At 66.8% G+C, this 15,679-nt stretch carries 10 protein-coding genes; 2 read left to right on the top strand and 8 right to left on the bottom strand.

Translation table 11 applies throughout. The features are described 5' to 3' along the window. Positions 1–110: 110 nt before the first annotated feature. The 8 genes from NU688_RS28995 to NU688_RS28960 form a co-directional block, all read right to left on the bottom strand. The gene (locus tag NU688_RS28995) at positions 111–1,316 is read right to left on the bottom strand and encodes an ABC transporter substrate-binding protein (protein WP_257864290.1); all 1,206 of its coding nucleotides are present in this window, start codon (positions 1,314–1,316) and stop codon (positions 111–113) included. 193 nt (positions 1,317–1,509) lie between these two features. Continuing rightward, entirely contained in the window at positions 1,510–1,749 is a 240-nt protein-coding gene (gene atpE, locus NU688_RS28990; RefSeq protein ID WP_013538854.1) for a F0F1 ATP synthase subunit C, read from the bottom strand. Between the two features lie 142 nt (positions 1,750–1,891). Continuing rightward, on the bottom strand, positions 1,892–6,613 hold the full coding sequence (locus NU688_RS28985) for an RICIN domain-containing protein (protein WP_257864289.1): 4,722 nt from the start codon (positions 6,611–6,613) through the stop codon (positions 1,892–1,894). Positions 6,614–6,763: 150 nt separating this feature from the next. After that, a complete protein-coding gene (locus NU688_RS28980; RefSeq protein ID WP_257864288.1) occupies positions 6,764–7,624 on the bottom strand; it encodes a class I fructose-bisphosphate aldolase in 861 nt (286 codons plus the stop codon). Between the two features lie 43 nt (positions 7,625–7,667). Then, complete coding sequence (locus tag NU688_RS28975; protein ID WP_257864287.1) at positions 7,668–8,648, bottom strand: aldo/keto reductase; 981 nt, start codon at positions 8,646–8,648, stop codon at positions 7,668–7,670. Then, the gene (locus NU688_RS28970) at positions 8,645–9,679 is read right to left on the bottom strand and encodes an ABC transporter permease (RefSeq protein WP_257864286.1); all 1,035 of its coding nucleotides are present in this window, start codon (positions 9,677–9,679) and stop codon (positions 8,645–8,647) included. The genes NU688_RS28975 and NU688_RS28970 overlap by 4 nt, the downstream gene beginning before the upstream one ends. Next, positions 9,676–11,202, bottom strand: a complete 1,527-nt coding sequence (locus NU688_RS28965) for a sugar ABC transporter ATP-binding protein (protein ID WP_257864285.1) — start codon at positions 11,200–11,202, stop codon at positions 9,676–9,678. The genes NU688_RS28970 and NU688_RS28965 overlap by 4 nt, the downstream gene beginning before the upstream one ends. Beyond that, positions 11,199–12,254, bottom strand: a complete 1,056-nt coding sequence (locus NU688_RS28960) for a substrate-binding domain-containing protein (RefSeq protein ID WP_257864284.1) — start codon at positions 12,252–12,254, stop codon at positions 11,199–11,201. Before NU688_RS28960 ends, NU688_RS28965 begins: the two co-directional genes overlap by 4 nt. Positions 12,255–12,433: 179 nt before the next feature. Here NU688_RS28960 and NU688_RS28955 point away from each other — a divergent pair, with 179 nt between their 5' ends. Further along, positions 12,434–13,921: an FGGY family carbohydrate kinase gene (locus NU688_RS28955; protein WP_257864283.1), complete on the top strand. Its 1,488-nt coding sequence runs from the start codon at positions 12,434–12,436 to the stop codon at positions 13,919–13,921. Further along, positions 13,918–15,678, top strand: coding sequence for a glycerol-3-phosphate dehydrogenase/oxidase (locus NU688_RS28950; protein WP_257864282.1), 1,761 nt, complete (start codon positions 13,918–13,920; stop codon positions 15,676–15,678). Before NU688_RS28955 ends, NU688_RS28950 begins: the two co-directional genes overlap by 4 nt. The last annotated feature ends 1 nt before the right edge of the window (position 15,679 follow it).

The raw sequence follows: 15,679 nt of genomic DNA, 5'->3' as shown, positions 1-15,679 counted from the left end.
GTTTTCATTCGAGAAACACCGAGGAACCGGCTTTGCCGGGCCTCAGGTGTTGCCCCCGGTAGGGGGAAGGAGAAGCGGACACGAAGTGCCGCGCAGCCTGAGGGCGAGCTTTACTTCAGCGGGCACTTGTCGGCGTAGGAGTCGCCGTAGTTCGTGAGCACCGTATTGATCAGCTTGTTCGTGACCTTGCCCTGCGCATCCTTGCCGATCACGCGCAGGTAGAAGTTCTCGATGGGGTAGTGGTTGTTCGCGTACTTGAAGGCGCCGCGCGTGGAGGCGTAGTTGGCCTTCTTGAGTGCGGCCACCACGGCTTCGCGGTTCTGCGCGTTGCCGCCCGATTGCTTCACGGCCGCGTCCATCGCGAGGATCGCGTCATAGGCCTGCGCCGCGTACACCGACGGGTAGCGGCCGTTGTATTCCTTGCGGAACGCGGCCACGAACGCCTTGTTGGCGGGGTTGTCCAGGTCGTGCGCCCAGTGCGAGGTGTTGAACAAGCCGAGCATCGGCTCGCCGACGGCGCCGATCACGTCCTCGTCGGCCGAGAAGCCGCTGGTCACGAGCGTGATGTCCTTCGACAAACCGGCGCCCACGAACTGCTTGATGAAGTTGATGCCCATCGCGCCGGGCAGGAAGAAGTAGATCGAGTCGGGCTTGGCCGCGCGCAGCTGCGCGAGTTCGGCGGCGTAGTCGATCTGGCCGAGCTTGGTGTAGAGCTCGTCGGCCACCTGTCCCTTGAACTGGCGCTTGAAGCCGCCCAGCGCGTCCTTGCCGGCGGGGTAGTTGGGGGCGATCAGCACGGTCTTCTTGAAGCCGCGGTCCTGCGCGAACTTGCCGGCGGCCTCGTGGAACTGGTCGTTCTGGTAGGCGGTGCCGAAGAAATACGCATTGCATTGCGCACCGGCAAACTGGCTCGGGCCGGCGTTGGCCGAGAGGTAGGGCACCTTGGCGTTGAAGAGCGTCGGGCCCACGGCCAGTGCCACGTTGGAGCCGATGGGGCCGCTGAAGATGTCGATCTTGTCGCGCTGGATCATGCGGTCGACCAGCTGCTTGGCCTGGTCGGGGCTGCCGGCCATGTCGGCCTGCACGAACTCCACATCCTGCCCGCCGAGCTTGCCGTTCAGCTGCTTGATGCCGAGCGCGAAACCGTCGCGCGCCTCGGCGCCCAACGCCGCGAAAGGCCCCGAGATGTCGAGGGCCAAGCCCACCTTCACGGGGGCGGCCATGGCCGACGCCGCAGTACCAAGGGCTGCACCGCAGAGCAGCAGCGAGAGCAGGGTGCGCGGCAGCGCGGGCGACTTCGGGGACAGGTGGCTCATGGGTTCTCCGAGGGAGGAAGGATGAAACGACGCACCGGCACCGCGTCATGCAGCACCGGCGACATCGAACCGTTGATAGCTAAATACTTTAACCATAAACGATTTGGTGTCAACGGTGCTAGCACGAATGGTGCCAGTGGATCGTGTCACTTCCTGGTGCGTGGGCCCCGTTTTTCAGAGGCCCGGCACCCGTTCAGCCGAAGGGATTTGCTGTCGCAAACCAGAGGCCAATGCCCGTTGCGATGATGAACGCGCCGTCCGTCACGCCCGCGATCAGGAAGAACTTGGTCTGCAGCACGTCGACCATCTCGGGCTGGCGCGCGGTGCTCTCCAGGAACTTCTGGCCGACCAGTCCGATGCCCAGGCACGAGCCGAGCGCTGCGATGCCGATCAGCAGGGCGACTGCGAGGGGAAGGATGTTGAAGCCGGTCATGGTGTTTTCTCCTGGTGATTGGTTGATCGATGGACGTACTTTCCCGCAACGGGTGCGCGCGGTCCATGACCTCGGAGGTCATGCCCAGGACGAAAAAAGCCGGCCGCGGTGAGCGGCCGGCTTTCAGGGGAACGTCAAACGCTCAGGGGAGCTGCGTCCAGTTCTGGTTGTTGCCGCCGTTGCAGGTCCAGGTGATCAGCGCCGTGTCCTGCGTCGTCGAACTGTTCGGCACGTCGAGGCAAGAACCCGAGGCGCGGTTCTTGAGGGTGCCGCCGACCATGCTCCACTGCGTCGTGTCGCCGGCCGAGCAGGCCAGCTGCACCACCGCCGCGTTCGTCGTCGCGGTGCCGCTCTGCGCCAGGCACAGGCCGCTGTGCTCGGCCTTGAACTGCACGTAGCCGCCCGTGAGGCTCGTCACCGTGAACCGCTCGTTGCTCGCATTGCCGCACGGCCACTGCACCGCCGTCGCGCCGCTGGTGGTCGACACGGCCTTGATGTTCACGCACAGGTTGCTGAGGTTCGAACGGATCCGGGTGATCGTCGGCGTCGGGTCCGTGTCCTGCGACCGCACGTACTCGCGAATCGCCACCACGTCGGCCGCCGGCAGGCTGCTGGCGTTGCCGTGACCGCTGGCGAGCACGTCCTGCAGCGTGGCCGCCTGGCCGTTGTGGAAGAAGGCCGTGGTGTTCCAGGTGCCCACGAGCGTCGGCGTGTCGAAGCCCACGCCCGCCAGCGGCTGGTTCATGCCCTTGCCCGACGAGAGCTGGATGGTGCCCACGTCGTGCCGCTGTCCGTCGCGGAAGGTGGCACCGGTGTGGCAGGTCACGCACTGCGCCGAGGCGAACAGCGCCTGGCCCCGCGCCGCGTCGACGCTGAGGCTGCCGTCGGCGTTGCGCGCCGGGCTGCGCATGTACTTGTTCAGCGAGGTCAGGTAGGCCGCCAGATCGTCCAGCTGCGCGTTCTTGCCGGCCTTGGGTGCGCCCAGCGGGTCCTGCGTGGCCGTGAAGTCCGCGTTGGTGAGGAAGCCGACGCCGCCGAACTCGTTGCGGATGTCGTTCTCGAAGTCCTGCACCTCGTCGAAGTTGGCCGTCCAGTGCAGCTTGCCGTGGCCCAGACCTCGCCGTCCCATCAGGCTGATGGTGCGGCGCAGGCCTTCGCCGCGCTGGGTGAAGTCCCACACCATGCCGTCATCGCCGGCATCCGCGTGGCAGCTCGCGCAGGAGATGTAGTTGTCCTTGCTCATGCGCCGGTCCGACGCGTTGTAGAACACCTGCTTGCCGCGCAGCGCCGCGGCCGCCATCGGCTCCTGCGCGACCGTCGAGACGTTCTGCAGGAAGGTCGGCGCCGCGGTTTCCGAGGCCAGCACCGAGGCCACGTCGTGCACCGACACCGAGCGCGCGAGGAAGTTGTTGACGAACAGGCGCTTCCTCGCCGCGTCCAGGTACAGGCCGTGCGGCGCGCTGCTGGCGTTGATCTCGCCCCGCACCGAGCGGCTGTACGGATCGACGATGGCCACGCGGTTGCCCTCCATCTGCGCGACGAACAGGTAGTCACCCGACGGCGAGTACAGCGCGGCGCGTGCCGGTGCCCGGTCGTCGAAGTCGATCTGCTCGCCGAACACCTCCGCGGCCGTCTGCAGGTTGACCTGCGAGAGGATGGAACGCACCGTCTGGTCGTGCACCAGGTTGTTGCCGTCCCTGAACTTGCCGCGCACGATGTTGTCCTTCTTCGAAGGCAGCACCGCCCGCGTGCCATCCGGCGAGATGATCACCTGGCTCAGGTAGTTGGCCACGCCGCGTGCACGGCTCTCGGTGTCCACCGTGGTGGTGTCCACCGGCAGCGCGATGGTGGTCATCGCACTCATGCTCTGCAGGTTCACCTTGTGCAGCTGGCCACCGGTCATCTTCGATTTGAAGCGAGTGACATAAGCTACCTGCGCGTCGGAGTTGACGGCGATGCCGCGCAGGTTGCCTTCGAGCGCGACCGCGCCGGTGGTGGCGCCGTTGCTCGGGTCGAAGCTCATCAGCACCGACTTGCTCTCCAGCGTCAGCAGGCCCTTGGTGCCATCGGGCGTGAAGGCCACGCCGTAGGGACCGCTGCCATAGGCGAGCGGCACGGTGGCCGAGACGCTGCCGTCGGCCGCGTTGAGCGCCACCAGCTTGTCTTCGCCCTGCACCGTGACCCAGATGCGGCCGTCGGGGGCGACGGCCAGCGTCTTCGGTTCTTCGCCCACACGCACTTCCCAGCGCTTGGCCAGGGTCTGCGCATCGATGGCGGCGACCGTGCCGCTGTCGGGGTTGACCGAGTACACCGAGTTCGCATCGCCCGCGATGTTGGTGGTGTGCGTGGGTGCCCGCGCCGTGAGCGGCACGATCACGGTGAGGTTGTAGGTGTAGAAGGTCTCGCGGCCGCTCGCATCCTTCACCGTCAGCGTCACCGTGAAGTGGCCGGGGCGCGTGTAGGTGTAGGTGTAGTTCGGCTGACTCGAGTAGGCGGTCTGCGTGCCGTCGCCGAAGTTCCAGCGGAACTGCGCGCCGCTGCTGCCGAGCGTGCCGGGGTTGAACACCAGCTGGCCGTTGACCAGCTTCGGCCCGCCGCCGATGCCCGGGTCGCCGATGATGGCCTGCCCGCGCAGCGTGCTCACCTCGGTGTCGGTGAGCACGCGGCCGTAGACGCGCACCTCCGCCAGCGTGCCCTTGAAGAGCGCGGTGTTGCCCTGGATCTGGCCCAGCACACTGAACTTGTTCGACAGCCCCTTGTTGCCCGTGAGGCCCGCCGAAGTGGTCTTCACGCCGTCGACGTACACCGCCTGCGCGCCCGAGGCCGCATCGCGCGTCAGCACCACGTGGTGCCAGTTGCCGTCGTTCACCGCCGCGGTGGAGGTGGTGCCGCCGTCGTTGCCGACCGACAGCTTGATGCGCCCGCTGTTGTCCAGCCAGCCCCAGAACACGTCGTCCGCACCGCCTGACTGGTCGCGCCCGAAGATGCCGGGCGCGGTCCACGAGTTGGGTCCGCCTGCCTGCGTGGTCTTCATGTAAAAGCTCAGCGATGCGGTACCGCCGAGCACCGTGGCCACGGAATCGTTCTTCAGCGGCACACCGGCGGTGCGGTTCGCGAAGTTCATGCCGATGCTCTCGAACGCGTCGCCCGAGACCGGCGTGCCGTTGTTGTTGCCGATCTGGTCGGAGAGGTTGCCCGCCAGCGTCCAGTAGTGCATCAGGTTGATGTCGGTCGCGTTGCCGGTGTTGAAGGTCGACTTGTAGTCCGCGCCGATCGCGTTGCCCGCATAGTCCTTCAAGCCGTTGGCGGGCAGGAACACTTCATAGCTCGTGCCCGGCTGCAGCGGCTGGTCGGGGTGGAAGTTGATGATGCCCAATTGCGCGCTGTAGGTGCCCGCCAGCGTGTTGCCGCCCACCGGGCGCACGATGAAGGTGTTGGCGTTCACGCTCTCGGGCCGGATGTTGTCGGTCATGCCCAGGCCGATGCGCGAGGTCAGGGCCTGTTGCTTCGCGCCGTTGGTGGGCGAGACCTGCTTCACTTCAGGCTTGGTGATGTCCGGGTCCACCGAGTGCACGACGAAGCCGCTGCCCGAGCCGTGGTCGTTGCCCACGAAGACGAGGTTGCCGAACATCGCGACCTGGCCGTTGTCCGAATGCGAGAAGTTCGGGTCGTCCTCGCGCAGGATGCTGCCGCGGCCCACCTCCACGTGATTGAGCGGATTGCTCACGTCGACCTTGTGGATGCGCGTCTGCGCGCCCTGGATGACGTAGTTGTCCTGCGTGGCGCAATAGAGCTGTTCGTCGATGACCAGCCGGTTGTCCTCGGCCACGAAGCGCGAGCGGTCGCTCAGGTCGTAGCTGTACATCTTGGCGCCGCCGCCGCGCGTCGAGGCATGCAGGTTCCTGCCGTCGAAGCAGGTGGCGTAGTAGAACGGCGTGGTACCCACGATCGTGTCGAGCACCTTGGGATTGAGCGGGTCGGAGATGTCCAGGCTCGCGAACCCGCCGTTGCTCTCCATCGCGGTCAGCACCATGTGATTGCCCATGGTGAAGATCGGCCCGATCCGGAAATTGCCGAGTTCGCCCGTGGGCACCGGATTGGGTTTGCCGGCGCCGCGGTTCGCGACGACAGCGTTCGCGGGATCGCTCGCATCGACGATGAACATGCCCCGGCCGGCCGACGCCACGTACAGGTAGGGCGCCTGCCACCAGAGCTGCCAGGCGACGTTCTCGTAGTCGCCGGCGTTGACGCCGGGCAGCGCCAGCTTTTTCACCTGCTTGATGTCGTTGATGTCGGTGAAGTCCCAGAACTCGACGCCGTTGATGCTGGGCAGCACCACGTAGGTCTTGCCGCCAATCTTCGCGGTGCCGAAGGAGTGCGTTTCGCGGAACTCCTTGGTGCGACCACCTGTAGCGTCATCGGGCTCGTAGATCTTCTTGACCAGCTGGATCTGGCGCGGGTTCGACACGTCGTACAGCAAAAAGCCGCCCGGGCCGAGGCCGCTGTCCGGCGCGAAGGAGGTGAGGAAGTAGCCGTTGACCATGAGGCCCGCGTTCATGCCGTAGTCCTTGCGGCCCGGGTAGGTGGCGGGCACCTCGCGTGATTCGTAGGCGCTGCTGTGCGCCGGGTCGAGCGGGTGGTTGGGGCTGGTGATCATCGACACCGGCTTGAACAGTTCGGCCGAGGTGTAGGTGAGGTTGCCGAGGCCCGGCCCTTGCAGCGGGAGCGGATCGGCGACGGCCGCGGAGACCGCCGATGCCATGTTGCTGAGGGTCGTCATCGGACTGACCCCGGTGATTGCCGCGTGCGTCAGCAGTGTGACGAACGGCACCATCAATGCCATCACGTAATACCGGATCTTCATCGTTGCCTCCAAGTTGTTAGAAGTTCGCAGGGGGACCCACTGACTCGTTTCTTCTTCTCTGGCTCGACTCGCAAAGTGCGCGCGCAGGACGCACCCCGACAGGCGATGGGTGATCGCCTGCCGTAAACCCTCTCTCCCTTGGCGGCGGCGTTACTTGCCTTGCTTCGTGCCGCCCGATTCGTAGATGTCCCAGGCCGCCTCGGCGCTGGCGTTGCGGTGGATCATTGCCATCAGCGCACTGACCACCGCCGACGGATTGCCGTGCTGGTAGACATTGCGTCCGTACACCATGCCGACCGCGCCCTGGTCCAGCAGCGTGCGCGAGCGCGCGAACACCTGTTGCAGTTCCTCGCGCCCGCCGCCGCGCACGAGCACGGGGCAGCGCGCGGCCTGCACCACGCGGTGAAAGTCCTTCGGATCGCTGGTCGGGTCGGCCTTGACGATGTCGGCGCCCATCTCGCGCGCGAGGCGCACCAGCGTCACGATCTTCTCGGCGTCGCCATCGACCATGTAGCGGCTGCCGGGCGTCGGCGACTGCATCACCAGCGGCTCGATCATCAGCGGCATGCCGTAGCGGTCGCAGTCGGTGCGCACGCGTGCGATGTTCTGCACGCACTGGCGGAACAGATCGGGTTCGTTCGGCAGCATGAACAGGTTCACGACGACGCAGGCCGCGTCGCGCTGCACGGCCGGCAGCACCGGGTCGTGTTCGTTCTGCAGCTGGGCCCACATCACGCGGTGCAGCGTGGCGTTGTAGGGGTTGCCCATGTCGATGCGCATGACCAGCGCGGGCTTGTCGCGGCCCGGACGGTCCTGCAGCAGGTCGGACTGGCCGTAGTTGAGTTGCAACGCATCGGGCGCGGCGGCCACGAGCTTGTCGATGACCTGGGGCATGTCCTCCAGGCCGTCGAGGAACGAGGGCTCGTTGCACACGCCGTGGTCGAGGGCGATGTCCAGGCAGCGGCCGTTGGTGAGCAGGCGGTTGAGCCGTGCTGTCTTGTCTTTCGACATGAGAAAGAACTCCTTGTGGGGGTCGGAAATGAAGAGGGAGGTATCAGACGAGCGCGGAGAGGTGGCGCTTCGCCGCGGCGTCGATCAGGCGCAGGGCTTCGTCGCCCAGCTCGACCGCGCCGGCACCGGCGTTCTCGATGGCCTGCTGGCGCACGCGCGCACCGCAGAGTGCGACGGCGACCGTGCCGCGTGCGACGGTCCACGCGATCATCATCTGGCCGAACGAGCAGCCGAGCTTGGCGCGTGTGGGTTCGAGCTCTTCGAAGAAAGCCTTGAGCGTCGCGCGATTGGCGGCGCTGAAGCGCGGGTTGGTGGCGCGCTGGTCGTCGCCCTTGAATTCGCGCTCGGGATCGATGGGGCCAGCCAGAAGGCCGAGGGCCAGCGACGAGTAGCCGAGCACCGCGACGTTGTGCTCGCTGCACAAGGGCGCGAGCGTTGCCTCGATCTCGCGGTCGATCAGGCTGTAGCGCTCCTGCGCCGCATCGACCGGGCCGTAGCGCAGGTACTCGGCGAGCGTTTCGGGGCTCACGTTGCTCACGCCGATGGCGCGGATCTTTCCCTGCTTCTTGAGGTCGAGCAGCGCGTCCATGGTCTCGGCCACGGGCGTGGTGCTGTCCTGCCAGTGCGTGATGTAGAGGTCGATGTAGTCGGTCTGCAGGCGCTTCAGGCTCTCTTCGCATTCATGGAAGATCGACTCGCGCCCGAGGAAGCGGTACACCGGGTGGCCGTCTTCTTCGAAGAAGTGCGTACCCTGTTGTGTGTGCCAGACGAGGCCGCACTTGGTGGCGATCACCGCCTCTTGCCGGCGCCCCTTGAGCGCGGTGCCGACGATGCTTTCGGAGCGGCCGAGGCCATAGGCCGGCGCGGTGTCGATCAGGTTCACACCCGCGTCGAGCGAGGCCTGGATGGCGATGACGGCGGCGGCGTTGTCGCCCCCGCCCCACATCCATCCGCCCATGGCCCAGGTGCCCAGGCCGATGGCCGAGCATTCGATGCCCGACGGGCCCAGCGTGGTCTTCTTCATCTTGTCTTCTTTCTCGTGTTCATGATGTGGTCGATCGTCACGGCCGCGAGCAGGATCAGTCCCTTGATCACGTCCTGCCAGTAAGGCGACACGTCCAGCAGGATCAGCGAGCTGGTCACCACCGAGAGGAGGGCCAGGCCGAGCACCGCACCCAGCACCGTGCCCGAGCCGCCCTTGAGGCTGGCGCCGCCGATCACCGCAGCGGCGATCACGTTCAGTTCCATGCCCATGCCGAAGGTCGGCGTGGCGGCGCCGAAGCGCGCGGTGTAGATCACGCCGGCCAGGCCCGCCGAAGCCGAGCACAGCACCGTGACCCAGAACTTCACGCGGCCCACGCGAATGCCCGAATAGAGCGCCGCCTTCTCGTTGCTGCCCGTGTAGAACACGCGGCGCAGGAGCGTCGAGCGGCGCAGCACGAAGTCGCTCACCACCACGATCGCCAGGAAGATCAGGATGACCGCCGGCACACCGAAAAGCGTGCCTTGGCCGATGAACTTGAACTCCGCCGGCAGCGAGAACAGCGACTGCGGCGTGCCCTGCGTGAGCGCGAGGCACAGGCCCCGCACGATCACCATGAAGGCCAGCGAGGCGATGAAGTGATTGAGGCCGATGCGCGTGACGCAGCCGCCGATCATGGCGCCGATGAGCCCGCACATGCCGATGGCCACCAGGCTCGCGAGCCACGGGTCCACGCCCATCAGGAAGAGCTTGCCCGTCACCACCATCGCGAAGCACACCACCGAGCCCACCGAGAGGTCGATGCCGCCGACGATCAAGAGGATCGTCATGCCCACCACCACGATGCCTTCGATGGAGAAGGACAACAGCATCGCGCGCACGTTGTCCCAGGTGAGGAAGTAGGGCGATGCAAAACTCATCGCGATGCACAGCACCGCGATGATCAGAAGCAGCCCTGCTTCTCGCATGCTCGTGAGTTTGTTGGCGGGCTTCACGGGGTCGCCTCCTGAGTGTCCAGAATGCCCAGAATTTCGAGGAGGAAGGCCCGCATCGAGTTGTGCCGGGTAGTTCATGCTATTTCCTGTTCGCAGAGTCCGGAAGCCAGCCGCAGCAGGGCCTCTTCCGTCATTTCGTTCGATTCAAGTTCGCCCGCGACCTGGCCGTCGCGGATCACCAGGGCCCGGTCGCAGAGGCCGATGATCTCGGGCAGCTCCGACGAGATCACGATCACGCCCACGCCTTGGTTCGCGAGTTCGCGCAGGATGTGGTGGATCTCCGACTTCGCACCCACGTCGACGCCGCGCGTGGGCTCGTCCATCAGCAGCACCGACGGATTGGTGGCCAGCAGCTTGGCGATGGCCACCTTCTGCTGGTTGCCGCCCGAGAGGCTGGAGACCTCGATGGCGACGCCGTCGGACTTCAGGTTCAGCTTGGCGCCGAGCGTCTTGGCGAGCTTGTGTTCAGCCGAGCGCTGCAGGAGGCCCCAGGCCGAGCTCACGCGGCCGAGCGCCATCGACGACACGTTCTGCGCGATCGGCAGGTCGAGGAACACGCCGGCCGCCTTGCGGTCTTCGCTGAGGTACGCGATGCCTTCGCGCAGCGCGTCGCTGTACTTGCGGATGGTGAGCGTCTTGCCGTTCAAACGTACTGCGCCGCGCCTGGCGATGCGCAGGCCGCAGATGGTTTCGGCGAGCTCGCTGCGGCCGGCACCCATGAGGCCCGCGATGCCGAGGATCTCGCCGCGCTTGAGCGCAAACGAGACGCCGTGCACGCGCTCGCCATCGGCGATGTCGTTCACTTCGAGCACGGGGCCGGAGGATTCGGCGACGGATTGCTTCGGTGGGTAGTAGTTGCCGAGATCGCGCCCGACCATGCGGCGCACCAGCTCGTCGGGCGTTGACCCGGCCAGCGGTCCGCAGTGCACATTGCGCCCATCGCGCAGCACGGTGACGCGGTCGCCGTGCGTGAAGATTTCCGCCATGCGATGGCTGATGTAGATGATGCCGATGCCCTGCGCTTTCAGGTCGTGCAGCACGCGGAACAGCGCCGCCGACTCGTTGTCGGTCAGCGCCGCCGTGGGCTCGTCGAGGATCAGCACCTTGCAGTCGAGCGTGAGCGCCTTGGCGATCTCCACCAGCTGCTGGCTGGAGATGCTGAGGTCGCCAACCGGCGTGGCGGGGTCGATGTCCTGCCCCAGCCGGCGCAGCACCTTGGCCGCGCGTTCGTTGAAGCTGGCGTAGTTCATCCACGCCTGCTTGCCGGCGTTGATCTCCGGCATGAAGATGTTTTCGGCGACGGTCGCGTCGGCGCACAGCGCGATCTCCTGGTGCACCAGGCCGATGCCCAGGCGCATCGCGTGCGCCGGTCCGTCGATCACGACCTTCTGGCCGTTCAGCAGGATCTCTCCCTCGTCGGGGCGGTGGATGCCGTCGATGATGTTCATCAACGTCGACTTCCCCGCGCCGTTCTCGCCGCACAGGGCGTGGATCTCGCCCGCATGCAGCGAGAAGTCCACGCCCGAGAGCGCGCGCGAAGCGCCGAAGCGCTTGCTGATGCCGCGAAGTTCGAGCAATGCAGAAGAACCCACAGTGCTCACTCGCCGATTCCCTTGGTGCCACGGCGGGCGAGGTACTTGTCCCAGTAGAAGTCGTCGGCGTTGGCCTTGCTCACCACGGCCAGGCCGTTGTCCAGGAAGGGCACGGCCATCGGGTTCGTGCCGTTGCGCTTGGCGTCGTTCATCGGGTCGATGAGCGAGGGGTTCTTGGCCAGGAACAACATCATCATGCCCATGTAGCCCTGCATGCCCTGGTTCGGGTTGATGGCGCCGAACACGTCGCCCGACTTGATCATGTCCAGGATCTTGGCGTTCACGTCGCAGCACATCACCTTGATGTTCTTCTTGGTCTCGACCTTGGCCTGCGCCGCGCCGAGCGCCGAGTTGGCCTCGGGCATGAAGAGCGCGCCCAGGTTCGGGTTGGCTTGCGCAAGGCTCAGCACCGCCTGGTAGGCCTTGTTCGGGTCCTGGTTGCTGGCGGCGCGGCCCACCAGCTTCATGCCCGTGTGCTTGGTCTTCATGCGGTTCACGAAGGCGGCGATGCGGCGGTCGTGGTTGTCCTGGCCTGGGTTCTCGAGCACGGCGTATTCGCCCTTGCCGTTGAGCGATGCGGCAATCGCGTCGGCGGCCTGCGTACCTTCGCGGTCGTTGTCGGAAGTGACGAACGAGGTGCGCTTGGAGTTGGGCGAATCGGCCGCGAAGGTGACGACCGGGATGCCCATCGCCGCGGCGCGGTTGATGGGTTCGATGAAAGGGTCCGGGTTCATCGGGTGCAGCAGGATGCCCGCGGGCTTGCGCGCCAGTTCCTGCTCGAACGACGCGAGCTGCTTGTTCACGTCGTACTCCGGGGTACCGGTGTAGCGGGTGCGAACGCCCAGCGTGCGGCCGAGCTGCTTCATCATTTCGTAGACCGGAAACCAGTACTCCACGCCGGAGACCATCACGTTCATCACGTAGACGTCGCTGGCATTGCCGCGCAGGCCTGTACCAGTTGCGGCTGCAGCGGGGGCAGCTGCTTGCTGTTGCGCGAATGCGCTCGCACCGGCCAGACCGATACCGGCGGCGGCTGCGGACTTCAGGAAATTACGCCTCATTCTTTGTCTCCTCACGTTGACTGGCAGAACTTGCGACCTGCTTTTCGAGCAGGTCCTCGGGACCTCAATGTCACATAAGTTGTTATGACAGGCTAGAATGTAATCCCGGCCCGATTGCGCCGAGTACTAGGGGAAACGCTACTGGCGATGGTCTTTTTTTCCGCCGAAGCTGTTATGACATGATGCCAAACATACTGATCGGCGTGGACATGGGCTCAAGCAGCCTGAAAGCCCTGGCCCTCGAAGCCGGAAGCGGCCGTGCCGTGGCCCTGTCCCGCATGCCTTTGCCGCACGACCGGCTCGCCGGCGGCGGCTGCGAAGTGCGCGCCGCGGCCATTCGCGCCGCGCTCACTCACGTACTGCGCGATGTCGCTCACCAGCTCGGTCCGCGCGCGGCCGAAGTTCGCGCCATGGCCTGCACCGGCCACGGCGCCGGCCTCTACGCGCTCGATGCGAACAACGAACTGGTCGGCGGCCGCGCCGTCGCATCCACCGACCAGCGCGCCGATGCCCGCGCACGAACGCTCGCCAAAAGCAACGGTGCGCGGCTCTTCGAAGACGTGGGCTGCGGCCCGTGGCCCGGCCAGCCGACGGTGATCGCCGCGGAGCTCCTGGGCGCCGATGCCGTGCAGCGCGGCGAGCTGCGCCGCCTGCTCTTCGCGAAGGACTACCTCGGCTTTCTGCTCACCGGCGAAATCGCCACCGACGCGAGCGATGCGAGCACCGCCGGGCTGGTGTCGCTCGCCACCGGCGGCTGGTCGCAGATCGCCTTCGAGGCCTCGGGCCTCAACGACCTGGGCGCACACAACTTCGGCCCGATCCTGCCGAGCGGCACGGTGCTCGGCAAGCTGCGCCCCGCGGAGGCCGCGCTGTGCGGCTTGCCTGCCGGCATTCCCGTCGCGATGGGCGCTATCGACCTGCTCGCCTCGATGACCGCGATCTGCGCCGAAGGCCGCGGCCGCGCGGTGCAGGTGTTCGGCACGTGGTGCGTGAACGCGGTCATCGGACCGGTCATGGAACCCAAGCCGGCAATCGCCTCCATCGTGAATTTCGGGCGCACGCACGAGCGGCTCTACATGGAAAACAGCCCCTCTTCGATGGCCAACATCGCGTGGCTCGCTGGCGTGCTCGCACTGCCCGATGCACGCGCGGTGGTCGACCTCGCGATGACCGTGCCGCTCGGCGCGAACGGCCTGCGCTTCGCGCCCTTCATCAACGGCGGCGGCGGCGTGACGGCGGGCTTCGTGGGCCTGAAGAGCCATCACACCCGTGCCGACATGGCACGCGCCGTGGTCGATGCCGTGGCGGCGCTGCATGTGCGTCAGACCGCGCGCCTGGCGGCCGGCGGCCTCGCCGTCTCTGCATCGACTGTGCTGGGCGGCGGTGCGAGCGATGCGCGCCTCGTGCGCCTCCTCGCCTCGTTCCTGGGCCGCCCGGTCGAGCGCTGCGCCGACGACGAGACCGGCGCGCGCGGCGCCGCGCTCTACGCGGCCATGTCGCAAGGCCTGGACGACGCGGCCGAGGGCAGCGCGCTGCTCGCGCCGTGCGACCTCATCGAACCCGATGCACGGGACGCACGCGCCCATGCGGATTTCAACGCCGATTTCAACGAACTGATCGACAGCATGTCACCTGTATTCACCCACATCGCGGGCGGTGCGCAATGAGCGCATGGCAACTTCCCTTCGTGCGTCCCGCTTCTTTGGCGGATCGTCATTTCTCCACCGTGATCGTCGGTGCCGGCATCAACGGCGTCGGCGTGTTCCGCGATCTGTCGCTGCAGCGCGTCGATTGCCTCATCGTCGACAAGGGCGACTTCGGCGCCGGTGCCAGCAGCGCGCCCTCGCGCATGATCCACGGCGGCCTGCGCTACCTGGAGAACGGCAGCTTCTCGCTGGTGGCCGAGGCCACGCGCGAGCGCAACCTGCTGCTGCGCAACGCGCCGCACCTCGTGCGCCCGCTCAAGACCGTGGTGCCGCTCGCGAACTTCTTCGGCGGCCTCATGAGCAGCGCGCTCAAGTTCTTCTGCCGCACGCCGCCGCAGCGCACGCGCGGCCTGCTGGCCGTGGCGCTGGGCCTGCGGCTCTACGACATCCTGGGCCGCCGCCAGCGTGTGATGCCGGGGCACCGCATCAGCCGCGTGCCGACCAACGACCGCGGCCTCTTCCGCGCGGCGATCCGCTGGACCGCGACCTTTTTCGATGCGTGGATCAGCCATCCCGAGTGGCTCATCCTCGAACTCATCGGCGACGCCTGCCGCGACCAGCCGCGCTCGGCCGCCGCCAACTACTGCCGCGTGATGGGCTGCGCGGGCAACATCCTCACGCTGCGCGACGAACTCACCGGCGCATTGGTGCGCGTGACTGCCGACACCGTGGTGAACGCCACGGGCGCATGGCTCGACCGCAGCGCGGCCGTGCTCGGCGGTGCCGGTCCGCGCGTGATGGGCACCAAGGGTTCGCACCTCGTGCTCGACCATCCCGCGCTGCGCGATGCGCTCGACGGCCGCATGGCGTATTTCGAGGCGGTCGACGGGCGCGTGTGCATCGTCTATCCGTTCCTTGACCGCGTGCTCGTGGGTTCCACCGACATCCCGGTCGAAGACCCGGATCAGATCGTCACCGAGCCCGCCGAGGTCGACTACCTCATCGACGTGCTGCGCGAGGTGTTCCCGAACATGGCCTTCGGCCGCGACAACGTGGTCTACACCTACGTCGGCGTGCGGCCGCTCGCGCGCTCCGATGCCGACAAGCCGGGCCAGATTTCGCGCGACCACTCGGTGGTGATCGACCCGCCGAACGCGACGCGCGACATTCCCATCGTCGGCCTCGTCGGCGGCAAGTGGACCACCTTCCGCTCGCTCGCCGAGGAAGCGACGACCGAAGTGCTGCAGCTGCTGGGGCGCTCGCGCACCGCATCGACCGAGCTGCTGCCCATCGGCGGCGGCGCGGACCTGCCGGCCGACGCGGCCGCGACCGAGCGCTTCATCGAGAAGATGACGGCCTCGGGCATGGGCCGCACGCGTGCGCAGAACCTGCTCGCGCGCTACGGCTCGAAGGCGCTGCCGCTCGCACAACGCCTGGTGGCCTCGGGCGACGTGCTGTTGCAACACGCACCCGACTACTCGGCCGCCGAGCTCTCGTACCTGTGCCTCGAAACCGGCGTGGTGCACTTGGACGACCTCGTGATCCGCCGCACGCTGCTGGCGATTCGCGGCCTCGTCACCGATGCCGCGCTCGCCGAAATTGCGGGCATCGCGGCCGAGGCGCTGGGCTGGAACGCAGCGCGCGCGCACAAGGAACTGCGCACCTGCGCGACCGCCCTGCGCGAGCGCCACAACGTGCGCCTGCAGGCCGTGGCGCCCGACGTGGCGCCTTCTTTCGATGCATCATTGATGGCCAGCTCCGCCCTCGGCCAGTCCTAAA

The sequence above is a fragment of the Variovorax sp. ZS18.2.2 genome (assembly GCF_024701975.1).
In the GTDB taxonomy this organism is placed as follows: Bacteria; Pseudomonadota; Gammaproteobacteria; order Burkholderiales; family Burkholderiaceae_C; genus Variovorax.
The sequence above is the reverse complement of the archived record's forward strand: the minus strand, read 5'-3'. Positions and strand labels throughout refer to the sequence as shown.

Excerpts from the sequence above, each read along its gene's own strand:
- NU688_RS28970 (WP_257864286.1), bottom strand. The coding sequence starts at position 9,679 with ATGAACTACCCGGCACAACTCGATGCGGGCCTTCCTCCTCGAAATTCT.
- NU688_RS28980 (WP_257864288.1), bottom strand. The coding sequence starts at position 7,624 with ATGTCGAAAGACAAGACAGCACGGCTCAACCGCCTGCTCACCAACGGC.
- NU688_RS28960 (WP_257864284.1), bottom strand. The coding sequence starts at position 12,254 with ATGAGGCGTAATTTCCTGAAGTCCGCAGCCGCCGCCGGTATCGGTCTG.
- NU688_RS28985 (WP_257864289.1), bottom strand. The coding sequence starts at position 6,613 with ATGAAGATCCGGTATTACGTGATGGCATTGATGGTGCCGTTCGTCACA.
- NU688_RS28995 (WP_257864290.1), bottom strand. The coding sequence starts at position 1,316 with ATGAGCCACCTGTCCCCGAAGTCGCCCGCGCTGCCGCGCACCCTGCTC.
- NU688_RS28955 (WP_257864283.1), top strand. The coding sequence starts at position 12,434 with ATGATGCCAAACATACTGATCGGCGTGGACATGGGCTCAAGCAGCCTG.
- NU688_RS28975 (WP_257864287.1), bottom strand. The coding sequence starts at position 8,648 with ATGAAGAAGACCACGCTGGGCCCGTCGGGCATCGAATGCTCGGCCATC.
- atpE (WP_013538854.1), bottom strand. The coding sequence starts at position 1,749 with ATGACCGGCTTCAACATCCTTCCCCTCGCAGTCGCCCTGCTGATCGGC.
- NU688_RS28950 (WP_257864282.1), top strand. The coding sequence starts at position 13,918 with ATGAGCGCATGGCAACTTCCCTTCGTGCGTCCCGCTTCTTTGGCGGAT.